The sequence below is a fragment of the Brevibacillus fortis genome (assembly GCF_046196545.1).
In the GTDB taxonomy this organism is placed as follows: Bacteria; Bacillota; Bacilli; order Brevibacillales; family Brevibacillaceae; genus Brevibacillus; species Brevibacillus fortis_A.
The window spans coordinates 5,739,255-5,765,838 of sequence record NZ_CP176370.1 but is presented as its reverse complement, the minus strand read 5'-3'; the positions used below and the strand labels follow the sequence as shown (position 1 = coordinate 5,765,838).

Here is a 26,584-nt window from a genome sequence, read left to right as displayed (position 1 = left end):
GAGAAACGTCCGCCCGTAGGGTGGCTTTGGCTCGACGGTCCCCTTTTTGAAGTGTAGACGGACAGTAAATCCCCATTGCGGGCGTGTCAGAGTCGAAGAGAACTGCGCTTTTTCTTCTCCTCCACTGATTGACAATCACTCGTTAGTACTATATAGTACTAATCATGAAACGAACCTCAAACCGTGACCATGTCATCGCCACTGCATCCGATTTGTTTTTGCAAAAAGGACTCATGAATACCAGTATGGATGACGTCGTGGCACATAGTAGAGTCTCCAAGTCCAACATTTACTACCACTTCAAAAGCAAGGAGGAGCTCGTCGTAGCTGTACTCGGCTACAGAATCAACGTCCTGAGAGGAGCACTGGAAGCCATCCTGCAACGGGCAGACCTGTCTGTTTCTGCACGCGTGGGGCTGATTTTTACCACCATCGCAGAGGAACTGGAAGGACGCTCCTGCGTAGGAGGCTGTCCGATCCTTTCCTTGCTGTCGGCACAAATACCAGAAGTTAAAGCGCGAATCAACGAGTTCCTGATCGAATGGCAGAACCTAGCGGAAAAGCTGCTCGTGGAGGGAATTGCCCGTGGAGAATTCAAGGAAAATATCTCAATTCAGCAAACGGCAGTCTTGCTCGTGACTATTATGGAAGGAGCGATGCTCATGGCTGAATCGCAGGGGCATGCACAGGTACTCGTAAACGCTGGACAGACACTTCTACACTTGATTCAAGTGTAGGATTTTTTTGGAATGCACTAGTACTAATCAGTTCTAAAAATAAAGGAGGCAGAAACAATGGCTGTCGTTTTTGTAACAGGTGCGACTGGATTTATCGGCAAGGAGGTAACAAAGCAGCTGGCGAGGTCTGGTCATACCGTACTGGCGCTGGTTCGTTCGCCCGAGAAGTGGGATGAATTGCTGATGCAGATGACACCAACAGAGAGGTCCAATTGCAATGCCGTGCGGGGTGATTTGCGAAAGGAGGGCTTGGGATTATCAGCGAGCGATTACGAGCAGGTATTGCGCGCAACTATTATCATCCATGCAGGTGCCCCGATGGATATTTCGCTGGATGAAACGGTGGCGAGGGAATTGATTTTACAAGGAGCAAGTCACCTTGCAGCAGTAGCGAACGAATTGCATAAACAACAGCGTCTACAAAAGCTGATTCATATCGTTGGCTACATGAGTCCGTTTGACGATGAGAGTGGAAAGCTGGCGACAGATGTTTTTGCGCCAACCGATTTTTATCAAGAGGCAGGGGGCTACGAGAAATACAAGTTTCTGGCAGATCTATACCTCAGACAAGAGGCGTATCAAAAAGGAATGCCGCTGGTCGTGGTAAATCCGTGTACGATCATAGGCCCGCGAAGCACCGGGAACACAGAACAAACAGATGGATTCGGGCTCGTGATCAGCTCCATGCGGCGTGGTAAGATCCCTGTTCTTCCCGGTGGTAAGGAGTGGTGGCTGCCCTTGCTTTCCGTCGACGATTTTGCCCAGGTCATTGTGGGGATTGTAGAGACAAATCACATCGAGCATCAAACGTATTACGCCTTAAATGAGCGGAGTGCCACGCCAGCTTTTTCAGAGCTGATTTCGTTGATGGCTAAAGAATTACGGATGAAGCCACCAACCATTCCTTTCCCGGTATCGGTCTTGAAAAAAATCTTGCATAACGGCGGCAGCGGCTTGCTCGGGGTACCTGCCAATTCGATGGATTTTCTCGTAAAGAAAGACTTCCCGCTCGCTCCCTTTCAGCAAATGAAAGAGAAAAAAAGCATCGATGCATACGACGTAGCGGCGTATCTTCCCAGTGTGATTGCCGATCTCGACTACCGTTTGTCGGTCAAGGATCAGAAAGTACCTCCTTGCTTTCACCGAGAGCAAATCGCAGGCATGGCCGCGTACAAGAAAGAAGGCTCGGGTACTCCGTGGCTGCTCGTGCACGGGCTTTTCAGTGAGATGAGCGATTTACTCCCGCTCGCTGAACAGCTGGGTGAACAGGAAGTATGGTTACTGGATTTACCCGGATTTGGCAGATCGCCCTATCACCATCACGAAAAACCGCTCGAGGGCTTTATCGAGGTATTGGCCGAGGCATTGCGACAGCTGCCATCTCCGGTTCATCTTGCAGGACATTCATTTGGGGGGCTTTTGGCATGGGAGGCAGCAAAGCGAGTACCGGAAAAAATCGAGAAGCTATACCTTTTGCAGCCACCCCTGCATGCCCCGAAGTATTCTCGGCTGCAGGCGGGATTGGGGAAGAGTCCAGCCCTCCTTCAGTTTTTTTTGCAAAAGCAGTTAACGTCAGCCAAATTGGAAAAAGAAATGCTTGAGCAAGGGGTATTTCAGTCTACGAAGGAAATGCCAAAAGGCTATGTAGAAAAGGCAGGGAAGCTCCTGCAATCCCCGCGCATCAGCAAGACGCATACAGACGTGCTGCGCTATTTTATGAATGAATTCCGGCAAATGGCGGTAACTACAAAGCCGTTCCCTTTTCCAGCCCAGATCGTATGGGGGACACAGGATAAAACGTATCAGCTAACAAAAGGAACAGAGGATGCTTTCATGAAAGCAAATGTAGAGATCGAAAGGCTCTCTGTCGCTCATCATTTTCCGATCAGTCACCCACAGCTAACGGCAAACGTATTGCTACAGATGAGGCACGGCAAGGAATGACGACGGAGCAATTCTTCAGAAGGGGCATGGTAGAAAGGGACCATGCTCTTTTTGAATGGGGGCAAGAAAAAACGAGTTGAACTTTCTGTAAATTTGAAATAGACTATTTTTAACTAATGACGACACTATAACGACAAGTGTCGTTAGTGAAGAAAAAGGGAGGAGAGCAAAGTGCCGGAACGCAACAGGAGGAAGCTAGTTTATTCGGTTTCTCACATCTGGGTGAAGACCTCATGAAGCAATATATAGTGAAGCGCTTATTGTCGGGCATCATTGTCCTGTTTGGACTCTCCGTTTTTACGTTTCTGCTCATTCATCTCATCCCCGGTGATCCTGTGCGGATCATGCTAGGGCAGCGGGCGACTGTCGAACAAATTGAGTCGCTTCGCGGAGAGCTGGGCTTGAACAAACCGTTGGTCGTCCAGTATCTCGACTATGCTTCTGGTGTTTTGAAAGGGGATCTCGGCACTTCCCTGAAAACGGGCCGGCCTGTCAGCACAGAAATTGCCGATCGTTTTCCCGCGACAGCAAAAATGGCAGTAGCCAGCCTCGTGGTGGCAGTTGTGATTGGTATCGGGCTGGGTGTCCTAGCGGCGAAATACAAGGATACACCCATCGACGGAGCGATCATGACCTTTTCCACCTTTGGTATGTCCATACCCGGTTTTTGGTTAGGGTTGCTCGTCATTCTTGTATTTTCCGTCCATTTGGGCTGGTTTCCGATTGCGGGAGGGACGGGGCTAAAAGACATGGTTCTTCCAGCGTTTACCTTGGGGACATTGCTGGCGACGGCACTCAGCCGACTCACTCGCGCTGGTATGGTAGAGGTTTTGTCCAATGACTATATTCGAACAGCACGTGCGAAAGGGATGAATGAACGAATTGTGCTGTTGCGGCACGCTTTTCGTAATGTGATGATTCCGATTGTGGCTGTCATTGGCCTGGAACTGGCTGGCTTGCTGGGCGGGGCTGTGATTGTCGAGCAGGTTTTTGGCTGGCCGGGAGTGGGTACTTTGGCGATTCAAGCGATTAGCTCGCGGGATTTTCCGATGATTCAAGGAACGACGCTGTTTATTGGAGCTGTGTATGTCGTCGTTGTCATTTTGATTGATGTCCTGTATGCGATTCTCGATCCTCGCATTGACTACGCAGCGAAGGAGGGGGTGTAGCGTGTTCTGGAGCAGGCAATGGTCTATGCCTCGTTTGGAATTATGGGAGAAGATCATGCAGCAAAAGAAAGCGAAATACAGCTTCCTGATGATGCTCTGCATTGTTTTGCTGGGAATCATCGGGCCGTGGATTGCTCCGCATGATCCTACGAAAACGTACTACGAAGCATTTATGCAAGGGCCGTCGAAAGACTTTTGGCTAGGGACAGATGCGATTGGCCGCGATATTTTATCCCGGATGCTGTACGGGACACGAGTGACACTGACCGTAGCTGTGCTGGCGTCTGTCATGACGTTTGTAGCAGGAACGCTGATTGGTGTGACATGTGCTTATCTCGGAGGAATTGTTGATAATCTGATCATGAGAATCATGGACATCATGCTGGCATTGCCCGGCATTGTGCTTGCTCTAGCAATTGTAGCTGTACTCGGACCGAGTCAGGAAAATGCGATGATCGCGATCGGAATATCATCGATTCCGGCCTTTTCGATTCTGATTCGTGGTGCGGCACTTTCGATCAAGCAATCCGGCTATGTGGAAGCAAGCCGCTCCATCGGCAGCTCGAATTGGTGGATCATTACGCGCCAGTTCATTCCGAACATCTCGAACGTGCTGATCGTCTATACGACCATGTTTATTGGCAGTGCCATTTTGGGGACCTCGGCACTGGGCTTTATCGGTTTGGGTGCCCAGCCTCCTATACCGGAGTGGGGAACGATGCTGAATGAAGGGAAAAATTACTTGCGAGAAGCTTGGTGGCTCGCTACTTTTCCCGGTCTTGCGATTACGGCAGTCGTTTTTACGGTGTATTTGCTCGGGGATGCTTTGCGCGATATCTTTGATCCCAAATCATAGTTGACGAGCTTCCGTTCCCGAAAAAGGAGTGAGTAACGTGACAAACGTGTTGGAAGTGACAGGATTGACTACTACGTTTTCAAAAAATGAAAGGGCTTTCAAGGTGGTGGACAATCTTTGCTTACAGGTCAAAAGAGGTGAATCGCTCGGGATCGTTGGAGAATCAGGATGTGGAAAAAGCGTTGCCTCTCTATCCATGATGCGCTTGCTCAGTAAAAACGGAAGCATTGCAGGCAGTATTCAACTGAACGGAGCCGATCTCTTGCGCTATAGCGAAAAAGAGATGCAGAAGATCAGGGGAAAAGAGATCGCTATGATCTTTCAGGAGCCGATGACTTCGCTGAATCCCGTACTGACCATCGGCAAGCAATTGAGCGAAGGACTGGAAAAGCATGAGGGCATGAACCGAGTCCAATCGAGAGAAAGAGTGCTCGAGCTGTTGACGCAGGTAGGCATTTCACGTGCCAATGAAATCTATCACGAATACCCGCATCGCTTGTCAGGAGGGATGCGACAGCGTGTGATGATCGCGATGGCGATTGCCTGCCATCCAAAGCTGCTGATAGCGGACGAACCGACGACTGCACTAGACGTAACGATCCAGGCGCAAATATTGGATGTCATGAAAAAAATCCAAAGAGAGCTGGGCATGTCGCTCATCATGATCACGCATGATTTGGGCGTCGTCGCCGAGACATGTGACCGGGTACTGGTGATGTATGCCGGGCAGGTTATTGAAGTGGCCGATGTTCGCACACTACTGCGCAGCCCCAAGCATCCGTACACGATAGGCTTGATCCAATCAACGCCACATAATGCCAAGGGCCAGAAGAGATTGAACAGTATCGCGGGAAGTGTGCCGACCCCCGATAATTATCCGAAGGGCTGCCGTTTTGCTCCGCGATGTGAGAAGGCGATGCCTGTCTGTTTGGAACAAAATCCCCCGTTGCTGGATGTAGATCAACAGTCGGAGTGCCGTTGTTGGCTGTATCGAGAGAACAGGGAAAGCACGGCGGTGAATGGATGAAGACGCCTCTTTTGCAAGTGAAGAACCTGAATAAGAAGTTCCTGGTCCGCAAAGGGTGGTTCCAGCAGCCGAGTTACGTGCATGCCGTCCATGGAGTGAACATGACTGTCAACGCAGGTGAAACCTTGGGAATTGTGGGAGAGTCAGGCTGTGGCAAATCAACACTGGGCAGATGCATTTTGCGCTTGATCGAGCCGACAGACGGCGAGATCGTGTTCGAGGGTCAAAATATCCGCAGCTTACAGAAGGCAGACATGCAGAAGCTGCGGCGTGATATGCAAATGGTGTTTCAAAATCCATTTGATACCCTCAATCCAAAGCTGACGATCCAGCACATTTTGTCAGAGCCTTTGATTGCCCATGGTATCCCAAAGCGCGAGCGAGCAGCCATGCTCGAAGAGACGCTGGAGATCGTCGGTTTGAACAAAAGTCATTTGTCGCGATACGCGCATGAGTTTTCCGGAGGACAAAGGCAAAGAATCGGGATCGCTCGCGCCTTGATGCTCAGGCCAAAGCTCATTATTGCTGACGAGCCTGTGTCCGCTCTGGATGTATCGATCCAATCGCAAATTCTCAATTTGCTTCAGGATTTGCAGGAGCAGTTTTCGCTCACGTACCTTTTTATCTCGCATGACTTGAGTGTCGTCGAGCATATCGCTGATCGAGTAGCGGTGATGTACTTGGGAGAAGTGATTGAGCTGGCAAAAAAAGAAGAGCTGTTTCAGCGTCCGATGCATCCCTACACACAGTCGCTTCTCTCCGCCATTCCCATCACTGATCCTGACGAGAAAAAAGAACGGATCATTTTAACAGGGGATCTGCCGTCTCCATCCAATCCGCCGCAGGGCTGCAAGTTTCACCCGCGCTGTTGGGCGTGCATGGATGTATGCAAGACAGAAGCCCCTCCATTAACAGAAGCAGACGGCAGACTGGTTGCGTGTCATCTCTATGAAAAATAAGGGAACAGGAGTGATGGATAGATGTTGGACCCACGTCTTACGAAGCTGGCGAATGTGCTGGTGAATTACTCAACGAATGTGCAACCGGGAGATAACGTGCTTATCGATGCGATGGAGGTGGACACCGCTCTGATAAAGGAGCTTGTCAAAGCAGTTTCGCGAGCAGGCGGACATTCTTTTGTGAACCTGCGTGAATCCTCGATTAGCCGTCAGTTACTGCTAGCGGGAACAGAGGAGCAATTCCGTTTAGAGGCAGAGATGGACAAAGAGCGGATGGAAAAAATGCAAGCGTGCATCATCATCGAGGGTGGGCTGAACATCAATGAAGTGTCCGATGTCCCGGATGAGCAGATGAAGCTGGCTACGTCCTTTTTCAAAGAAGTAAGTATCGTGCGCCTCAAAAAGAAATGGGTCTATCTCCGTTATCCGACGCCTTCCATGGCGCAGCTAGCGAATAAGAGTACAGAAGCATTCGAACAGTTTTACTTCGATGTCTGCACAATGGATTATGCCAAAATGGCAAAAGCCATGCAGCCGCTCAAGGAGCTGATGGAGCGAACTGACCGTGTGAAAATCACGGGACCTGGCACAGAGCTCACCTTCTCAATCAAAGGCATTCCAGCGATTCCGTGTCCGGGGCACTATAACATACCAGACGGTGAACTATTTACGGCCCCTGTTCGCGACTCAGTGAACGGTGTCATATCGTTTAACACGCCCTCGCCTTATCAAGGCTTTACCTTTGAAAAGGTACGGCTGGAGTTTGTGGACGGGAAGATCGTTAACGCCACAGCCAATGATACGGAGCGCTTGAACAACATTTTGGATACGGATGAAGGTGCCCGGTATATTGGGGAGTTTGCATTGGGGGTTCACCCGGTCATTCGGGAGCCCATGCAGGATATTTTATTCGATGAAAAAATCGACGGCAGCTTCCACTTTACCCCGGGACGATGCTATGACGAGGCATCCAACGGTAACAAGTCGAACATCCATTGGGATATGGTCATGATTCAACGCCCGGAGTACGGTGGCGGTGAGATTTGGTTCGATGACCATTTGATTCGCAGAGACGGACGCTTTCTCTTGCCAGAGCTTGAACCACTTAATCCAGAAAACCTGAAAGAGTAGGAGGAGCATGAGACATGACACATGGAATCGACGCGCATTTTGACCTTTTGCTAGATGTCGCTATTCAACGCGAGCACGGCAGGCGAAAAGTAATAGAATCGGAATACTTACCTGATTTCGTGGCGGGCGGGGTGCAGACGGTTGTCGCAGCGATTTATATCGACAACAAATTCCTGCCGGAGATGGGCTTGAGAAAAGCACTGCAACAAATCAGCGCGTTGCATGCGGAGGCGGATGAATCGCCTGAGAAGATCATGGTTTGCAAAAGTGTGGAAGACATCGAGACCGCGAAGCGAATGGGGAAAATTGGTTTTGTCCTCTCTCTGGAAGGCGCGGAACCGTTATATAATGATCTGAGTATGCTCCGTGTATTTTACGAGCTGGGCGTGCGCCTTATGGGCCTTGTGTGGAGCAGGCGGAATTTCGTTGGAGACGGCAGTCATTTCAGTCCGGTACGGGAAGGGCGCAAGGGCGGGCTTACCGAGTTCGGCATCCGTGTCGTCGAAGAGTCAGAATCGATGGGCATCATCATTGATGTCAGTCATCTGAATGACGAAGGCTTCTGGGATCTGATCGAGGTAGCACGTAAGCCTATCATCGCTTCGCATTCCAATTGCCGGACATTAGCAAGTTCCATGCGCAATTTGACAGATGAGCAAATCAGGGCAATCGCATTCACTAATGGCGTAATTGGCATCAATGGCGTCAATCTGTTCGTAGCGGACACAGATGACCAGGCTGATATCGAGCACATGATCAACCACGTCGATCACATCGTGAAGCTGGTTGGGATTGAACACGTCGGACTGGGTCTGGACATCATTGAGCCATTTATGAAATACGATTCTCCCGATGTGTTTATCCAAGCAGGACGCAAAGATTTTGATGTCGTAAAAGGACATACCAAGGTTCCGGAGCTTGTGCGTGCCCTTGCCAAAAGAGGGTACAAGGATGAAGCGATTGAGCGTATTTTGGGCAAAAACTTCATTCGCGTGTTCAAGGACGTGTGGAAATCATAGAGAGATGAGGGAGTGGAACATTGACCATTACGATAGCGGTAATCTCTTCGGAAGAATTTTTGCCAAGGATCTTGAAGCATACCCAATCCATTGATTACATTCAACAGACCTCGTATACATACCAGAACCCAAAAGAGAGTGCTGCGTTGCTTGATCAAATCCATGATTGCGACGTGCTGCTTTTTGCCGGCCCACTTCCTTATTTTTTTGCCAAGGAAAAGGTAGAGCAAAAGAAGTTGCCTGCCGTGTACATCCCGCTTGATGAATATACCATTTCCCTCTCTTTGTTTCATACCTTGCTGAACGTACCAGGAGGACTGGACCGCATCTCGATAGATTTGCCAAAAGCGGAGTATATTGAGAAGGTCGCTGAAGAATTGGGCATTACTTCTACGCCTTGGTATGTAAAAGACTACAGTGAGATTATTGAAGAAGGCGGTACGAGATTTGACGTGGAGGAGATTATCCAGTTCCACAAGGAGCGCTGGGAACAGAAACAGAGCCATTTTGCTTTGACTGGCGTTGACTACGTATACAGTCGATTACGTGAGATGAATATCCCTTCCGCATCGCTCGTCAGTCCCGATAAAAATATTCGGGATGCCGTCAATCAAGCCGTTGCTTATGGTCAATTGAAAATTAGTAAAAATTCGCAAATCGCCGTGGGGATTGCAGCGATCCAGCAAAATGATGGTCCGCCAGTAGAAACAAAATGGCAGGATGCGACGATTATTTTGCTGCAAGAGCTGCTGGAGCTTGTCAAAGAGACCGACGCTTCCATTCAAAAATTGGGACTGGATCAATTCATCATCTATGGAACAAGAGGCAGCATCGAACAAATGATTGAATACGGGAAGATCATGCAAGTCGTGGGCAATGTCGATCTGCTTGCCAAAGTGACGGTTGCCATCGGGTTTGGTTTTGGCCTGACAGCGAAAGAGGCCGAATCGAACGCCCGCATTGCGATTTATCATGCACAAAAAACAAATGAAAGCAGTGCGTATCTGGTGACAGATGAAAAAGAAGTGATCGGTCCGCTGAATAGTGAATCGAAGACGTTCCAATTAAAAAGCGAGAACAAGGAAGTGCTGGAGATCGCGGAGAAGACTGGCGTGAGTGTCGCTACCATCACGAAAATCATGCAGTATGTCAAGCTTCGTCGCGATAACCGCTTCACCGCTTCCGATTTAGCCGAGTACCTCCAGATCAGTCGCCGCAGCTCGGAAAGAACCTTGAAAAAACTGATCGAGCATCAGGTCGTAGAGGTCGTCGGAGAAGAGCAGCCGTATCAGCAAGGACGCCCGCGGGCTGTGTATCGCCTTAATCATCCATGACTTTCCTCATGTAAAATCAACCTGTCCCGGTTTTTCCGTTTTCGAAGGAAGTCCGGGACATCCCATATCTGAGAAATAATCCGATCCAATTAGCGACTATATAACGACGCAAGTAGACTTCGAATGAAATGACTCGAAAAAGGAGGTCGCTACATGCTATCAGAACAGTCAAAAGGCCAAATACGCAGCGTTTTACTTATGTGTGTACTCGTCTTTTCCATAGTGGGCTGCAGCTCTGCTCCCACTCCGGCTACAGACGAGAAGCAAGCAAGTCAACCAGCAAAAAACTCCCAACCCAAAAAGGGAGGGACGATCACCATGGGCTACCAGATGGAGCCAGATACGCTGGACCCGCAAAAGACGTCGTTGTCAGCGGGAAATTTTGTTGGGGGCATGTTGGGGGGAGCTCTGCTGATCCTCGATCCCTTTACGTTTGAGTTGAAGCCGCATCTGGCTGAATCGTACACGATCTCGGAAGACGGCAAGACCATGACGTTCAAGATACGTCCTGGCGTGAAGTTCCATGATGGAACACCGCTCACTGCAGAAGTTTTTAAGCAAAGCTATGAACGTGCACTCGATCCGAAAACAGCCTCACCAGTTACGGGACCGGACGTATCTTCGATCAAATCCATTTCAGCTCCTGATGATTCCACATTGATCTTTCATTTGGATGAGCCCTCCGCTTCGTTACTTTCTAACTTATCATATAGCGGCTACCAGCAACCTATTTCCATAGAGGCACGAAACAAATACGGAAATGAGCTGGGGCGCAATCCTGTCGGGGTAGGTCCGTGGAAATTCGAGAGCTGGAAAACAGGCGAATCGATCACACTGGTACGAAACGACGATTATAAGTGGGCAGCTCCTTTTGCTCTGAATCAAGGACCTGTAAGGCCTGACAAGTTCGTTCTGAAATTTATTCAAGACGACCAGACCATGATGGCTGCTCTCGACAGTGGGACGATTGATATTGCCACTGTGTCCCCGAAAGACGCGAAGAAATACAAGGATCACAAAGATTTTACGGTGTTGGAAGGAATGCAGCCTGCAGAGTTCTTCATTGGGATGAATCTGGAAAATGAAATCCTGCAGGATGTCCGCGTGAGAAAAGCACTGAACTTGGCGATCAACAAAGACGCATTGATCATAGCGGATTTGCAAGGAGAGGGGGTGCCTGTCTACGGACCGATCCCGCCTACGATGATCGGATACGATGCGGCAGTTGAGCAGTACGGCTACAAGTACAATGCTGAGCAAGCCAGACAACTGCTGGAAGAGGCAGGATGGAAGCCAAACGCGCAAGGGATAAGGGAAAAGGATGGGAAGACGCTCAGCCTGACGATGCTCATCGAAGATACAAATCCCGGACATCAGCTGGTGCAAAGCATGTTCAAAGAGATTGGTGTCGAATTGCATATCCAAAAGTATGAATCAGCGACAGCTCTTGAACAGGCACTGAAGGGCGAGTTCGATTTGTTCTCAACGGATCATGGTAGCGTCGATCCAGATATTTTGCACTTGTTACTGCATTCGAGTCAGATCGGGGGCTTGAATTTCTTTCGCCTCAGTGATCAACAGCTCGATAACCTGCTAGATAAAGGACGAACGACAACAGATCAAGCGCAGCGACAGCAGGTTTTTGCAGACATTCAAAAAAGAGTCGTGGAACAGGCCTATTGGATTCCGCTCTATTCCGCAAAAACATTCGTGGTCGTCAGTAACCGGATTCAAGGCGTCAAGCCAAATCCAATAGCATCGTTGATTATTCAGGACATGTGGGTGAACGAGTAGGGCATGGCATTACAACATTCGAAAGAGGTGGAAAAAATGAGACAGCAAGGCTGGTTAGTAGAGTGGGAAGAATTGGTTGAAAAAGAAATGAGAGATGGCAGAGTTCCGGGCTTCGTCATGGGGGTGAATCTGAATGGACAGAGCCTGTTTCGCAAAAGCTTTGGCTACCGGGATCGTGAAAAGGAACTCGAAATCACTCCTGATACCGTGATGGGATTGGCCTCCGTTACGAAGTCTTTTACATGCATGGCGATCATGCAGCTACAGGAAGCGAACAAGCTCTCTGTTCATGATCCGGTGATCAAATACCTCCCTGAGTTTCGCACCCCGGATCGTCAAAAAACGGAGCAGATGACGATCCACCATTTTATGACCCACACGACGGGGATACCGCCGCTGCCGATTGATAACCTGGCGATTCGCAACTCCATGCTCGATGACATGGCTGAAGAGGATAACCCGATGAATCGGTACTTAAAAAAGGAGTACCAGAAACCGATCTATACGTTCGAAGAGCTGATGGAGGCTCTTGCCCTGGCGGAATATGAGCTGGTGGGCTCTCCAGGACAATTGTTCAGCTATTCGAATGATTGCTACTCTCTCTTGGGAGCGGTCATAGCCAGAGTGAGTGGGAAGTCGTATGACGTTTATGTCAAAGAGCATATTTTGGAACCAGCAAATATGAAGAGCAGCACCTTCCTTCTGAGCGATCTGCCTCACCTGCCGGATGTAACGACCATCTATCATTTTAAAGAGAGCAATGGCGTATCTGAGATTTACCCTGATCCAAATTGGGAGGATGGGCTACTCGTAGCGGCATCGGGGCATTTGAATTCAACGGTACATGACATGTTGAACTACGCTGAAATTTTCCGTACAGGAGGATGCGTGGGCAAGGAAAGGATTTTATCCGAGGAGAGCGTCAAACAAATGACCTATCCGCATGTCCAGAACAGCTACGGTAGGTATTACGGATATGGCTTATCCATTCAACCCGACTACTATGGGGGTACCTTGATCAGGCACGGTGGAGCGATCAAAGGTGTCGCCGCCCAATTAGCGATTGTTCCGGAGCGGGGCATTACATCTATGGCTTTGGCCAATTTGATCGGAAGCCCAGTGGAAAAAGCCACACTGACAGCACTCCATGCCGTAGAAGGACGTCCATTGAATACGCCACAGTATCAATTCGAGACATACAGTGTCCCTCTTGCCCAATTAGGAGAGTATGTCGGTCGTTATGCTAGTGGGGAAGGAATGGATATCATCGTATATGTGGTAGAGGATGTGCTGATGATGATAGATAAGACGTCGAATGCGTTTGGTGGAAAAAAGCTGAACTATCCATTGCGACCAATTGGAGAGCATCAATTTATCATCGATATGGAGGGAAGCGAGTTTACAGTTGGCTTTGTGAAAGGCGAAGACGGCTCTGTAAAAGCCATGTCCCTTTTTTATCGAATCATTCCACGAGTAGCAGCTGCGGAGGGGAGTCGATTATGAAAATAACATCTGTAAAGGTTCATGCCATAAGGTTGCCGCTAAAACGCCCATTTATTATCGCGTACGCCTCTTATGAGGATATGCCGTCTATTATTGTAAAAGTGGAGACAGACAATGGCTTGGTCGGACTAGGCGAAGCGGTACCAGATCAAAATGTCACCGGAGAGACTTGGGAGTCTACCTATACGATGCTCGTTCATAACCTGGCCCCAGTTGTGATCGGCGAGAATCCGTTTGATATCGAGAGAATCCATGAGAAGATGAACCAGGTTGTTTGGGGAGCCCCAGCAGCAAAAGCCGCCATTGATATTGCCTGCTATGATTTGATGGGAAAGGCGGCTGGTCAACCGGTCTATCATTTGTTGGGCGGAAAATATCACACGACTCTTTCCTTTCCATATGTGTTAAGCATTTTAGAGCCAGAGGTTATGGCAGATGAAGCTAGGCAAGCAGTGGCAGCTGGGTATGACTCTATCAAAATAAAGGTGGGGGCTGATCTTCGGACAGATATCCAGCGAATTCGGGGTGTTCGGCAGGCAGTTGGTCCTGACGTAGCGCTACGGGTGGACGCCAACCAAGGTTGGGAGAACCGTGCGAACTCCTTGCTTGTTTTGCAACAGATCGAGGATTGTCACATTGATTGGATGGAGCAGCCTGTCTTGGCTGATGATCTCGACGCTCTCGCGGAAATTCGCAGGCAAACAACAATTCCAATCATGGTAGACGAGGGACTGCACGGGACGAAGGAAATGCGAGAAGTCATCGCGAAGAAAGCTGCAGATAAAGTAAACATCAAATTGATGAAAAGTGGAGGGATATATCCTGCTCTCAAATTGGTGAATCAGGCGGAGATGGCCGGAATGGAGTGTCAGATTGGTTCGATGCTGGAGTCTTCGATTGGCAGTGCAGCTGGTGCCCATTTGTCGCTTGCGAAAAAGAATATCATTTCCAATGAATTGGCAGGACCGGCGATCATTTCGCGGGACGTCGCCGAGCTTATGGTTCACGGGAGTCAAATTGTCGTGTCAGATCAGCCAGGGTTAGGTGTAGAGCTAGACGAAGCGGTGCTTGCCGACATAACAGTTAAGTCAGAGCAGGTCATCGGAGCGAAGCGGCAACCCGTATAGGGAGATGACTGAATGCAAAATACGCGCGTAGAAATCGTCGAGGCATTGACAGAAAGCCAGCTTCAGATGATCAAGGCAATGGAGCAGGAGGCTTTTGGCGTACATGGAGCGATTGATGAATGGGTGCTCGTACCACTCGCGAGACATGGCTGCGTTGCACTTTTCATGGAAGCAGAGGAGGCGCGTCCTGTAGGGGTATGCCAGCTCATGAGGGATTTTCGTCAGCCAGACAAGTGCTACATGTATGGGTATTACATCCGAGCAGATCGTAAAGGGATGGGGTATGGGTTCTCTTTCTTGAACCGATTGCTGGAGCAGCTGCGTGAGGATGGGTTTCGTCAGATTTGCCTGACCGTAAGCCCTGATAATACTGGAGCAGTCGGACTCTATCAAAAAGCAGGCTTTGCGGTTATCGAGACACGGATTGCGGAATATGGTAGTGGAAACGATCGCTATTATATGGTGAAGACGCTATAATCCGACCCAAATTAGGCACCGGACATGTTCCGGTGTTTTTTTTGTTTACTTGACAATAACAAGACGATAAATCATTATGTTTATTAAATAACAAACAAATTGTTATTTTGTTTATTTGTTTATAGTGATGAAAAGTGAGGGAGAAACGATGAATCGTGAAGAACTGAAACAACTGTATAAAGAATCGAAAACGCAGGCAGGGGTGTATCAGATCAAAAACACCCAAAACCAAAAAATTTGGATCACCGCCACCCGCAACCTCAAGACAATGAACGGAAAGCTATTCAGTCTCAAAATGGGTTCACATATAAACAAGCAGCTTCAACGGGAATGGAATGAGTACGGAGAAGAGGCATTCGTCTCTGAAGTGTTGGAGGTTTTGAAAAAGAAGGAAGACGGATTCTTTGATGAAAAGGATGCCCTGAAGAAACTGGAACAAAAATGGCTCGACCAGCTCCAGCCGTACGGAGCGCGCGGATACAACCAGGAAAAAAAGATAGAACAATAATCAAACGAAAAGAGGGAAAGAAAATGAAAATACCTACCACCTTGAACCATAAGCCTGTTGTCGTGTCGGATAACTATGAGCGCGTTGATGGCAGATTAGCCAGGAACACAGATGCGAAGGCACTTTCCTTGGGATTGGCGGAGGGCAGCTCCAGAAGAAAGGTCGATCTATCTGCCAAGGTATGGAGATGCACGGGAGAAGAATGGTCAAAACAATCGGAGGAACTGCCCCTCCATCGTGTTCTTGATATGTCCATACTGATTTGTCGGTCTTTGGCACACTTTCGCGACGCATACAGATATGAGCATTATTATGACCCGCAGGAGCCCATCATCGACCGGGTCGCCCTGCAAGGGGATGCAATGACCGTGGCGATATGTACGGACAATGAGAGTCTTCATGAAGACATTAAGCTGTTCAGCCAAGCGCTGAGCAACGACGATGAGATGATCAGCGAACGTCTGCGCACATTAGCAAAACTATTAAAGGATATGGGGTATTGAAATGTTTTCCAATGTTTATGTTCGAACGATTATCCTATCCCGCGTGCTGCTACATTTGGGAATTTGGATCCGGAATTATGCCGTTCTTCTTTTCGTTAGCGAATTGACGAATAATAATCCGGTTTATGTATCACTGATTTCGGTTGCGGAATTTGCACCCATTTTTCTATTCGGCCTGATTGGAGGAACGTTTGCTGACCGATGGCGGCCGAAGCGGACAATGGTTTGGAGCGATCTGCTGTCTGCCGTGTCCGTCGGGGCTGTGCTGCTTGCACTCACGAATGGTGGATGGATGGCACTTCTCATCGGAACATTTATTTCCGCCAGCCTGTCTCAATTTTCTCAACCCTCGGCCATGAAACTGTACAAGCGTCATGTGCCAGCTGAACAACTGCAGGGCGCGATGGCAATGTCCCAAACGCTTGTCGCTGTCTTTACGGTTTTAGGTCCGGTCATCGGCACGTTTATTTTCATCCAGTTTGGAATTACAGTCTCTCTGATTCTGACAGCTGTTCTGTTCCTAGGGTCTTCCCTTATATTAGCGACACTTCCCCGTGACGAGGAGGAACCGAAGTCTGACGATGCCGGCGGCTTCATAAAGGAATTGAAGGCCGGACTGCGCTATATCGGGTCCAATCAATCCTTACGAACTCTCTGTTTGACTTTCTGTGCTGTCGGATTGGCGTCAGGTCTGACACAACCGCTTCAGATCTTCCTTGTCATCGAGAATTTGGGACAGGACAAACCATTTCTGCAGTGGTTGGTTATGGCCAATGGGGCAGCCATGTTGGCAGGAGGAGCGATCATAATCGGGATGGCCAAGAAGGTGAGGCCACAGATGTTGCTTATGGTAGGCTTGCTTGTCGCAGCCGTTTGTACGATGGGAATAGGCGCATCTACAATGATTTGGCTAACCATTTCTCTATTAGTGATCAGTGGTTTCTTTTTCCCTTGTATTCAAAGCGGAATCCAGACGCTTCTTGTACGGAACACAGAAGGGGCATTTATTGGCCGGGTATCTGGTACGATCACGCCTGTTTTTATGGGGATGATGGTGATTGGGATGTTTATATCCGGCTATCTGAAGGAGACGTTTTCCCTGGTTGCGGTATATGTGGTGAGCGGGGTTTTGATGATGATCGGTGCGTCAATGTTGCTCCCTCTTCTTGTTGAAAAAAGGAGCAAAGGCGTGAAGGACTCAGCACTATGAGGGGAGGAGAAGTATGATGACTGAAAATGAAAAATATGAGTTGTCACCCGAAAGACAGCTGACTGATGCAGAAAAAAAGCTTGTTTGGAAAAAGCCTTCCACTCATAAGGTCAGTGAAGAAGAACAGCGCATTCGTAAAGAAGTAAAACGCAACTGGAATCGCGGAGAAATGAAAATCGCCAATATATTGTTAGAAGGTGACGCCGGTTCTGGTAAAACACAACTAGCCAAAGCTTTATCGGCTAATTTTGGGCTGCCGTATACGAAAGTGACTTGTTTTGCTGATATGGATAAATCGGATATTATTGGCGCTATTTTGCCGGTCATTTCTTCTGAACGTTTAGAGAAAATGGAGCCTGCCGATCAAACGGTATGGAAAGCATTATATGAAAGCGATGGGTTTCAAAGCATAGCTGAAATTTTGATGGATGCACTGGGGATTACACAGGAACAGGCTGCTTTGAAGATGAAGCAATTACTGAAGCTTGCAGCAGCGGAAAACACCGATGGAGAAGCGATTGAGTACCGATTTTACCCTTCGGAAATCGTCAGAGCCTATCAAAAGGGTTATCTTCTGGAAATCCAAGAACCAAACGTGATTCGTGATGCTGCGGTGTTAATGGCATTAAACTCTGCCTTGGAGCTGGATGGCAGCATCAATCTTCCCACCGAGATCATACGCAGGCACCCAGACTTCATCGCGGTTATCACAACAAATCGCAGTTATGCGGGAACCAGACCGTTAAACGAAGCGCTGCGCGACAGGGTTCAGCATACGGAAAAGATGGACCTGCCGACCAAAGAAATCATGATCGAACGTGTAATAGCCAAAACTGGTTTTCAAGATGGAAAGGTGTTGGGTATTTTAGCGGACATGATTATGGTTCTAGACAGAACAGCGCGGGCCAATGCGATCAAGGGCGTGGCTGGAATGCGTTCCTTTTTCTACTGGGCAGATGCGATTGCCGGAGGAGCTTCCGCCAAAGAATCGCTTTATCATAAGGTCATCTACAAGATAACCACCGATTCGGAAGAAATAAAGCTTTTAGAAGAAGCTCTAAAAAATCATGGTTTGTTTGTCAGCTTGGAAGAAGCCGAGAGTGAACTAAAAAAAAACGAAAATCTGACGAAGCCATAGAGATCAGGACATGGGGAGATATAGACGACACTGATTTTGGCAAAGACAACCATGGAGAGGAAAAGGGAATCGCATTGAAAAAATCTGCCGATAGTGACGAAGGCTCTTCTCGTGTCTCTGATGATTCTACCCATATGGAACGTTCAGGCTTGGGGAAAGATGGCTCTCCCAACTATCATCGGGCAAATCCTGAATCCATGTCAGAGGAAGCGAAACAAAAGGAACGCGATTTCCGTAAAAAGCTGAATCGAGATGCAAGAGAGGTCATTTCCGATTCGATTCATAAAAAAGTAAAGCTCATTGTTCACCGTCCAGACTACGATGAGGAAAACCAACAGGAATATGTCCGGCTTTGTCAGGGACTCATGCCTATCGTGCAAGAGATTGCCAGAAAGACACTTCCATATCTGGAACATGAGATCTCTTCCGACTTTGCGAGGAATCGTTATTATGGTAGCAAATTTCAAGCAGACAGCGTTGCTTACAGGGATTACAAGTATTTTGCCAAGAAACGTCCTCCAACTGAATCCCCTTCTCTTGTGGTTGGTCTTAGGGTTGATGAATCCGCATCTATGTCAGCTTACGGTAGATTAGAAGCAGCAAAACGAGCAGTGATCGCGGTATATGAATATTGTCAGCTTTGTCATATCCCCATTTTGATCTATGGCGATACTGCGGATGTTTCCAGATTGGAGCAAATGTCGATCTTTGCCTATGCCGACTTCGATAAAGCGGATGCCAATGATCGCTTCAGGTTAATGAGAATTCAAGCGAGAAGTAATAATCGCGATGGAATGGCTCTTAGAATTATGGCGGAACGATTAGTAGCTTCCCCCCAAAAGACAAAACTGTTGATTAGCATAAGTGACGGACAACCGAAAGCAATGGATGACTATTCCGGAAGTTACGCCGTTACTGATATGAAACAGACCATCCAGGAATATGAACGAAAAGGAGTTACTTTTCTAGCAGCCGCAATCGGTCAAGACAAGGATGTGATAAGTGAAATCTATGGGAATGAAAGATTTTTGGATATTACCAATTTACATGAGTTCCCTGCAAAGTTAGTTCGGATTATTGCGCGGTATTTATGATTGAAGCGCGGGCATTCCTCTCTATCTATTTCGCATAGAGAGGATGCCCGCGCTCTATTATTTTTCAATATACGCGTATTTAAAGTAGGAACCGCCGAGAGGGAAGATCACGAAGTCCTTCACCTTGTCGTTTTTCACATAAGCATTGCCGCGGAAGTGCAGAGGTGCCAGCGGCATTTCTTCCATGAGAATTTTTTCAGCATCAAACATCAGCTGCTTGCGCTTTTGCTCGTCGGTCTCATAGTAGCTCTTATTGAGCAGATCGCGGTATTCCTTGTTGTCGAAGCGAACGACGTTGTTGCCACCCAAGTCCTTGTACATTTCGAGGAAATTGATTGGGTCGTTGAAATCGGCTCCCCATAGCCAGATGCCGAAGTCGTATTTGCCATTTTGGACATCCTCGTTGAACACTTTCCATTCTGAGGTGCGAATGTCAATATCGATCCCCAGTGTTTTCTTCCACTCGTCCTGGAGTGCTTGAGCCAGCTTCTTGTCCGTTTCTCCGGTGTCGTAGTAGTACGTGACTTTAGGGAATTGAGTCAATCCGAGCTCTTTCATGCCTTCTGCCAAAAGCTGCTTGGCCTTCGACACATCTTCTTTAAAGTAGCCGTCCGGATTCAACCCCATGGAAACCGGAACCCAGCCATAAGCGGGCGGAACACCGGTCTGCAGGATGTTATCCACCAATTGCTGTCGGTCGATAGAATACGAAAACGCCTGGCGAATTTTTTTGTTGGTAAAAGGAGGCTTCTCTGTATTGAAGATGACGGCTTTGGTGCCGGGGTTATCTGCGACGAGCAGCTTGCCCTCTTCCTTGATCTGACCGACCGCATCTGGCGACAATCCAAAGGAAGGGTAGCCTCCCCAATCCAGGTCGCCATTTTCAAACATGGACAGGGCGGTGTTATTATCCTCGATGATGACAATATGGATCTGATCTAGCTTGACGTTGGCGTTGTCCCAATAAGTAGGGCTTTTGCTGAAGGTGAGCTTGGATTTGTGCTCCCACGTATCCATGATAAAAGGGCCATTGCCGACAATTGTTTTCGCTTCTGTTGCCCACTGGGGGTTGCTCTCGATGGTCTTTTTATGAAGCGGGTAGTAGGTAGTGAATGAGGTCAATTCGCGGAAGAACGGTGTTGGTGAGCGTAAGGTGAAATCTAGTGTGTAGTCGTCCTTTGCCTTTACCCCGACGTCCTCTTGCTTGCCTTTTCCGGAGTAAAAATCCTCGCCCCCTTTGATATAGAAGAGCTGATAAGCGTAGCCGGAAGCGGTTTTGGGGTCGAGATTGCGCTTGATGGCGTACTCAAAATCGTGAGCGGTAACAGGATCGCCATTGCTCCATTTGGCGTCCTTTCGAATGGTAAAAGTAAAATGAGTGAAGTCAGGAGTATGCGTGTAGCTCTCCGCGATGGCGTTGATCATCTGGCCTTGACGATCGACGCTGGTCAGTCCTTCGAAGGTGAGATTGATCATGTCCATTGAGGTTGAATCTGTTGCAATGCCGGCATCCATGGTAGACGGCTCCCCGGTGATGCTCCATTGCAAGACCATTGGCTCTGAGGTAGTAGGCTTTGCTGTTGCTTCCGCTGGAGGGGATTGGATATTGTCGGCGGGCTTCGAGCTACAGCCGACTGAGAGACTAAACAACAAAACAGCAGTAGAAATGCCTAGTAGCCACTTGTTCATACAGTCCTCCTGTTGAATTATTTGAAAAATAAGAAAATTTATAGTTCCTCAAAAGAATAATGCACAGCAATCAGACAGTCATTCAACACAATGTATAAATATTCATTAAAAATCACAGGTACAAGTCGGAATAAATTCATACAATTTGTCCGTTACTTTAAATAACTATTGGTCTGAAGGGACAACAAAAGCCACCCGCAAAAGGTGGCTTTGTCATTCGAGCGGAAAGACAGGATTACTTGTTCATCGGCAAAACACCATCGCGCGATTTTCTCGTCCAAGGTGTTCCGAGATACGAAAGCGCCCAGCGATCAAGACCATACCAGCCCGCAACCTTCCAAGCCAGAACGAGCCAAGTGGCAAAAACAAAAAGAAGTGGATTGGTGCTTACCGTTCCTGCGAATAGAAAGCTGACGTTCATCAAGCCGCCGAAAAACGCTGCGATCCCTGTCAGGCAGCCGAGGATCAAGCCGAGTCCGACGAGTACCTCGCCCCAAGCAACGAGGAAGCCGAACACCTTGGCATTTGGCAATACCATATTTTCCAGGAACCAGGCGTACCACCCCGTTACGTCCTTTCCTTCGGCTGCTTTTGCCAAGGAGCCTTTTACGAACCCTTGGATCGCACCGCCAGCCGCATCTCCGGTCCAGCTATCGGACTGGACTTTTTTCCATCCTGCAGTAATCCATGAATAGCCGACATACAGTCTGATGATCAACCAGATCGCAGCCGATTTTGTGCTGGTAAACAGGAAGTGTGAAACAGGATTTTCAGGAATAATAATTTCGTTTTGACGATTTTGCATGTGGGTGTCCTCCTACATGTTTTGAACATCTTTGTTCGAGCCGATTTTAACATAACAAATGGCGGTGCAGTGCGGTTTTGGGCATAAGTTCATACGGTGTTCATTGACACTATAAGTACGGTGTTAATGGTAAATCCTAGTGTATATATTGCCAAAATACAGTAAATTCATGAAAGGATTGACAAGTTAAGATGTGGTAAATTATGTTAAGTTATGTTAAAAAATAAAACTTCTTGGAGCAGACTTATGAAACGAATGTGGATGTCTTTTCGTACTAAGCTTACCTTGATGATTTCTTTATTTACGATGCTGGTAGCCATTGTGTTGTCTATTATTGACTATGTTCAGTTCAAGGCGAATATTATTTCTGACCAAGCGGTACAGTACCAGCTGGTAGAGGATCATGTCACGAATGCAGTGAAGAATGTGGATATGGCATACGGCGTTTTTGAGAAAGACATGGAAACCCGCATGCAGCAAACACTGCAAGTGTTAACGAACAACTATCGGGAAAATCCAGCGGTGGAGACGTGGGACTATGCAGCCCTGCGTGAGCAGTATGGGATGGATATTTTCATCATTGACCGAAATATCAAGGTCGTTCATTCCAGCGTCAAAACCGATATTGGGCTTGACTTCAGCAATGCCGGGGCATTTACGGAGCTGTTGAAAAAGCGGATCGATGGAAATGAGTTTTCTGCAGATGGCATGGAGGTTTCCGTCAATACAGGCCAAATTAAAAAGTTCGCTTATCTCCCTACGTATGACCAGAGGTACCTGTTTGAAGTCAGTGTGAATTTGCAGGACAGCGCTCTTTTCCAGACATTTAACTTCTTGGCTGTGTCGCAGGCGATCACGGAGAAATACGACATGGTAAAAGATATTCTGGTCTTTTCTCATGATGGTTACGCTTTGGGGAGAACAGGGAGCGACGGGAAAGCCTTGCGGGTGATCGATCGTCACTTGCCGATTTTTACGGAAGCATACCAATCTCAACAGATCAGAGAGTTTCATGAAAAAACAGAGGAGAAAGATCTCACTTATCGCCTCGTCCCGTACAAGCTAGGCAAAGATCCCAATGATCTCAGCCGATCACGTGTCATCAAGATTGTGTATGACAATACCAAGCTGAACCAGAAGCTGGCGGACAATCTGGAGTCTGTTGTCTGGAAGCTGGTATGTTCCGTGGCAGGAGCGTTGCTGCTATCCTTCCTGCTGAGTCGCTGGATTACCCGCCCGATTGATCAAATGAGAGAGATCATTACGCAAACGGCTCAATTTGATTTGCGGGAAAAAATGGCGGTAAACGAGCAGGGAACGCAGGATGAGATTGGATTGACGGCACAGTCGATCATTGTCATGCGTGAGCAATTGAGCGAGGTTGTGAGCAAGCTGACAGTCGTGTCCCGCTCGGTCGCTGAAAATGCACAAAGCGCGAAGCAGTCAACTAACAAAGTAAGCGAGCAGTCCAGCGGAACAGCGGAGGCTACGGGCATCTTGCTCGCCCATATGCAGGAGACGATGGCGGCTACAGAAGAGATGAATGCGACCTTAAACGATATGGAGACGGTCATTCAGACGATTACGAAAAGAACAGAAGAAGCGGCTGCGACCGCGCAGGATGTCAGCTCGCGGGCAACTGCTTTGCGGCAACATGCATTGGCTGCGGATAAAATGACGACAGAGCTCTATATGAACGTAAAGGCGCAAACGGAAATCGCGATCACCGATTCGAAGGAATCGATGGAAAAAATCAACCTGTTGGCAGAGGCAATACTCACGATCTCTGAGCAGACGAATCTGTTGGCATTGAATGCGGCGATTGAAGCTGCACGTGCGGGAGACAGCGGTAGAGGGTTTTCTGTCGTAGCGGATGAGATACGCAGACTGGCGACGCAATCGTCTGAGGTCGTGATTGATATTCAACGCATTATTCAGGTCGCGGGCGAATCCGTAGACAATCTGGCGACTCATTCGTCGAGCGTATTGGAATTCATCGAAACGCGGGTCATTCCTGACTATGACAGCATGATGGAAACATCGGAGAAGTACAATTTGGATGCACACCGTTTCCATACGTTGCTGGCGGAATTCAATGCCTCTTTTGAAGAGTTGACTTCAACGATTAGCAATGTGGTTACTGTGGTGGAGCAAGTGACGAACTCCATGGAGAAAAGTGCACAAAGTGTGGAGGCGATTACAGAGCAATCTCGCATAATCGCGGACAATAATCAACAGATCGCGTCTATTTCCGAACGGAATGTCGGCTTGACACAGACGATGGAAGAGATCGTGCATCGGTTCAAAATGTAAGAGGGCCCCCCTTTCTGGTGAAAACGGAGAGGGGGTTTTGTTGTAATATATTTGCAGGAAGGATGTAGGGCGGAAAATAATAAGTTTCCACGGAGGTTATGTATGAAAACCTTTATTTACATGGTCAGGCACGGAGAATCACCAAAAACCGAAGGGGACGAAAGAACACGAGGACTGACTGAAAAAGGTAGGTCAGATGCCCGTATCATTACGCAATTGTTGAAAGACGAGGGGATCGATGCGTTCATTTCAAGTCCGTATAAAAGGGCAATGGCAACCATAGAAGAATTAGCCCAGTCCGTAGGGAAAGAGATCGTCGTTTTAGAAGAGCTGAGAGAACTCGTTTTTATCGGAAACAATCAAATTATGGCTGATAGCGAATTGTATCCATTAGTAAAGAAGATGTTTACTGAGCCAGACTTTTCTTTGCTTGGAGGAGAGTCTATCACAATTTGTCGGAATCGTGTGGTAAGTACGTTGCGAAAAATTTTAGAGCAATATAGAGGGCAGAAAGTTGTAATCGGAACGCATGGTGCCGTTATGACATTGATGATGGGGTACTTTGACAGTCAGTACGACTTGGATTTTTTATTGACGATGTCCAAGCCTGATATTTACAAAATGGAATTTCAGGGTGAAGTGCTCGTGGAAGCGAAGCGATTATGGAGGAACTGACTTCCTATAGGAAGAAGGAGGCTTTACATATGGATATAAAAGAGTATATCAAGAATGGTTTTGAAGCTTACTATGCCCGATATAATCAAGTAACAGAGGAAGGCTTTTGCAGATGGATGCGGCCAGATGTCCCTGATGTCATGAAGGTAGCTGATGTCGATGAAGAATGGTCCAGATGGAAGCTGGTTCCTTCTATCGTAAGTCAGGAGGATGTGGCTTCGCTCGAAGAAGAATTCGGGCTGACATTTCCGGAGTGGTACAAGGCGTTTATTTCAACCTATCATCACTATTTCGATGTCATTCCTGAGCAAGGGATCGATGAGCCTCTCGAACGTATTAAGGATATGTACAATCCATTGCTTTGCAAGTTAGGCTACCTTCCTTTTTCATGGGATGCGGAGTACGGCAAGCTATACTGTATCGATTTGCAAGAAAGCCCGGATGAAGAGAAGTGTGCCATCTACGGGATTGAACATGAAATATTATTTGAGATGGATGAAGAAAATACAGATCGTAACAAGCTTAAAGAGTCACTTGTCTTTTTGTATTCGAATTTCAAATCCTATTTCGACCACACTTTTTTAGAACGTGCATGACGCGAAATCAAACCCTCTTTCACTAAAATAGGAAAGAGGGTTTTGCTTGTGAGATTTTTGTGAGAATCGTTTGATACGCTAGGAGCCGGCTATGACTCTATAAATTTTAATTTATCAGGATTTCGAACGAAGTAGAGGTTACGAATGACTCCGTGTTCGATATGCAAAAACACAACGGTGTCGATTCTGCCGTCCTGTTTGATCACAAACCCGGTCTGGTTGTTTAAAGGTGCGAGCTCTACAGAGAAATTTGGACGCTTCGAGAAGCTGCGAATCAAGCCGAGTAAGAAGGAAGCCACGCGTTCGCCAGACAAGATCGGATGCAGGGCTGCGGTAACCTTGCCGCCACCGTCGGAGAGCAATACTGCATCTGTGGCAAGCAGAGTAAGTAATGTCTCGACATTTCCGTGCTCCAGCGCAGACAGAAAACGGCTGATCCATTCTTCGCCGAGCTCTTTTTCTGGGGGGAGATGAGGTTCCTCTGAGTCAATCCCCATTTTCTTTTTAGCCCGACTAACGATCTTGCGGCAATTCGCTTCGCTTTTTCCAACCAGCTCGGCAATCTCGTCGTATTGGAAGTCAAAGGCTTCTCGCAAAACGAACACCGCTCGTTCTGGGGGAGACAGCCGCTCCAACAGGACGAGCATTGCGTAGGAGAGCAAATCTTTGGTAATGACAGAATCATAGCTGTCTGCATCAGGGGTAGAGATGGGCTCTGGCAGCCATGGTCCAGTATACAGCTCCCGTTTTTTGCGGGCCGATTTTAACAAATCGAGGCAGCGGTTTGTTGTCATTTTGCACAGGTAAGCCTTCGGTTCTAGCATCTGTTCCAGCGAGAGATCATGGGCCTTCACGAATACGTCCTGCACGATATCCTCCGCATCCGTGGCCGAGCCGAGCATCTGATAGGCGAGGCGGAACATGAGCCCCTTATATTGTTTGTACAGAGCCTCCATGGCTGTGTCACTTCCTCTTG

General features: G+C 48.0%; 24 protein-coding genes. 21 read left to right on the top strand and 3 right to left on the bottom strand.

What is annotated here, in order from left to right; genetic code table 11:
* Positions 1–164 precede the first annotated feature (164 nt).
* The 18 genes from ACKKE8_RS28020 (at position 165) to ACKKE8_RS27935 (ending at position 19,530) form a co-directional block, all read left to right on the top strand.
* Complete coding sequence (locus tag ACKKE8_RS28020; protein WP_409175890.1) at positions 165–737, top strand: TetR/AcrR family transcriptional regulator; 573 nt, start codon at positions 165–167, stop codon at positions 735–737.
* Positions 738–794: 57 nt separating this feature from the next.
* On the top strand, positions 795–2,681 hold the full coding sequence (locus ACKKE8_RS28015; RefSeq protein WP_409175889.1) for an alpha/beta fold hydrolase: 1,887 nt from the start codon (positions 795–797) through the stop codon (positions 2,679–2,681).
* A gap of 233 nt (positions 2,682–2,914) precedes the next feature.
* On the top strand, positions 2,915–3,850 hold the full coding sequence (gene nikB, locus ACKKE8_RS28010; RefSeq protein WP_409175888.1) for a nickel ABC transporter permease: 936 nt from the start codon (positions 2,915–2,917) through the stop codon (positions 3,848–3,850).
* A 1-nt stretch (position 3,851) separates the two neighbouring features.
* Positions 3,852–4,706 (top strand): ABC transporter permease, encoded by an 855-nt coding sequence (locus tag ACKKE8_RS28005; protein WP_409175887.1) that lies wholly within the window; start codon positions 3,852–3,854, stop codon positions 4,704–4,706.
* Positions 4,707–4,743: 37 nt separating this feature from the next.
* The gene (locus ACKKE8_RS28000) at positions 4,744–5,733 is read left to right on the top strand and encodes an ABC transporter ATP-binding protein (protein WP_409175886.1); all 990 of its coding nucleotides are present in this window, start codon (positions 4,744–4,746) and stop codon (positions 5,731–5,733) included.
* Positions 5,730–6,692 (top strand): ABC transporter ATP-binding protein, encoded by a 963-nt coding sequence (locus ACKKE8_RS27995; protein ID WP_409179217.1) that lies wholly within the window; start codon positions 5,730–5,732, stop codon positions 6,690–6,692. Before ACKKE8_RS28000 ends, ACKKE8_RS27995 begins: the two co-directional genes overlap by 4 nt.
* A gap of 21 nt (positions 6,693–6,713) precedes the next feature.
* On the top strand, positions 6,714–7,823 hold the full coding sequence (locus ACKKE8_RS27990; RefSeq protein ID WP_409175885.1) for an aminopeptidase: 1,110 nt from the start codon (positions 6,714–6,716) through the stop codon (positions 7,821–7,823).
* A gap of 14 nt (positions 7,824–7,837) precedes the next feature.
* Positions 7,838–8,842: a dipeptidase gene (locus tag ACKKE8_RS27985; RefSeq protein WP_409175884.1), complete on the top strand. Its 1,005-nt coding sequence runs from the start codon at positions 7,838–7,840 to the stop codon at positions 8,840–8,842.
* 20 nt (positions 8,843–8,862) lie between these two features.
* Positions 8,863–10,176: a transcriptional regulator gene (locus ACKKE8_RS27980; RefSeq protein WP_409175883.1), complete on the top strand. Its 1,314-nt coding sequence runs from the start codon at positions 8,863–8,865 to the stop codon at positions 10,174–10,176.
* A 153-nt stretch (positions 10,177–10,329) separates the two neighbouring features.
* Complete coding sequence (locus tag ACKKE8_RS27975; protein ID WP_409175882.1) at positions 10,330–11,970, top strand: ABC transporter substrate-binding protein; 1,641 nt, start codon at positions 10,330–10,332, stop codon at positions 11,968–11,970.
* 3 nt (positions 11,971–11,973) lie between these two features.
* Complete coding sequence (locus ACKKE8_RS27970; RefSeq protein WP_409175881.1) at positions 11,974–13,473, top strand: serine hydrolase domain-containing protein; 1,500 nt, start codon at positions 11,974–11,976, stop codon at positions 13,471–13,473.
* Positions 13,470–14,600 (top strand): mandelate racemase/muconate lactonizing enzyme family protein, encoded by a 1,131-nt coding sequence (locus ACKKE8_RS27965; RefSeq protein ID WP_409175880.1) that lies wholly within the window; start codon positions 13,470–13,472, stop codon positions 14,598–14,600. The genes ACKKE8_RS27970 and ACKKE8_RS27965 overlap by 4 nt, the downstream gene beginning before the upstream one ends.
* A 12-nt stretch (positions 14,601–14,612) precedes the next feature.
* The gene (locus ACKKE8_RS27960; RefSeq protein WP_409175879.1) at positions 14,613–15,077 is read left to right on the top strand and encodes a GNAT family N-acetyltransferase; all 465 of its coding nucleotides are present in this window, start codon (positions 14,613–14,615) and stop codon (positions 15,075–15,077) included.
* A 148-nt stretch (positions 15,078–15,225) separates the two neighbouring features.
* On the top strand, positions 15,226–15,585 hold the full coding sequence (locus ACKKE8_RS27955; RefSeq protein WP_409175878.1) for a GIY-YIG nuclease family protein: 360 nt from the start codon (positions 15,226–15,228) through the stop codon (positions 15,583–15,585).
* A 23-nt stretch (positions 15,586–15,608) separates the two neighbouring features.
* Positions 15,609–16,088, top strand: coding sequence for a DUF6530 family protein (locus tag ACKKE8_RS27950; RefSeq protein WP_409175877.1), 480 nt, complete (start codon positions 15,609–15,611; stop codon positions 16,086–16,088).
* 1 nt (position 16,089) lies between these two features.
* Positions 16,090–17,298 (top strand): MFS transporter, encoded by a 1,209-nt coding sequence (locus tag ACKKE8_RS27945; protein ID WP_409175876.1) that lies wholly within the window; start codon positions 16,090–16,092, stop codon positions 17,296–17,298.
* Between the two features lie 16 nt (positions 17,299–17,314).
* Complete coding sequence (locus tag ACKKE8_RS27940; RefSeq protein ID WP_409179216.1) at positions 17,315–18,436, top strand: AAA family ATPase; 1,122 nt, start codon at positions 17,315–17,317, stop codon at positions 18,434–18,436.
* Between the two features lie 74 nt (positions 18,437–18,510).
* Positions 18,511–19,530, top strand: a complete 1,020-nt coding sequence (locus ACKKE8_RS27935; RefSeq protein WP_409175875.1) for a vWA domain-containing protein — start codon at positions 18,511–18,513, stop codon at positions 19,528–19,530.
* Positions 19,531–19,587: 57 nt separating this feature from the next.
* Here ACKKE8_RS27935 and ACKKE8_RS27930 read toward each other — a convergent pair whose 3' ends face one another.
* Positions 19,588–21,219, bottom strand: a complete 1,632-nt coding sequence (locus ACKKE8_RS27930) for a peptide ABC transporter substrate-binding protein (RefSeq protein ID WP_409175874.1) — start codon at positions 21,217–21,219, stop codon at positions 19,588–19,590.
* Positions 21,220–21,454: 235 nt separating this feature from the next.
* Entirely contained in the window at positions 21,455–22,024 is a 570-nt protein-coding gene (locus ACKKE8_RS27925; RefSeq protein WP_106657160.1) for a DoxX family protein, read from the bottom strand.
* Between the two features lie 246 nt (positions 22,025–22,270).
* On the opposite strand from ACKKE8_RS27925, the gene ACKKE8_RS27920 reads away from it, so the two are divergent.
* The 3 genes from ACKKE8_RS27920 (at position 22,271) to ACKKE8_RS27910 (ending at position 25,608) form a co-directional block, all read left to right on the top strand.
* On the top strand, positions 22,271–24,337 hold the full coding sequence (locus ACKKE8_RS27920; protein WP_409175873.1) for a methyl-accepting chemotaxis protein: 2,067 nt from the start codon (positions 22,271–22,273) through the stop codon (positions 24,335–24,337).
* A gap of 102 nt (positions 24,338–24,439) precedes the next feature.
* Positions 24,440–25,012: a histidine phosphatase family protein gene (locus ACKKE8_RS27915; RefSeq protein WP_409175872.1), complete on the top strand. Its 573-nt coding sequence runs from the start codon at positions 24,440–24,442 to the stop codon at positions 25,010–25,012.
* Positions 25,013–25,041: 29 nt separating this feature from the next.
* Entirely contained in the window at positions 25,042–25,608 is a 567-nt protein-coding gene (locus ACKKE8_RS27910; RefSeq protein ID WP_409175871.1) for an SMI1/KNR4 family protein, read from the top strand.
* Positions 25,609–25,697: 89 nt separating this feature from the next.
* Here the strand turns inward: ACKKE8_RS27910 and ACKKE8_RS27905 are convergent, their stop codons facing one another.
* Positions 25,698–26,564, bottom strand: coding sequence for an RNA polymerase sigma-70 factor (locus tag ACKKE8_RS27905; protein ID WP_409175870.1), 867 nt, complete (start codon positions 26,562–26,564; stop codon positions 25,698–25,700).
* Positions 26,565–26,584 lie beyond the last annotated feature (20 nt).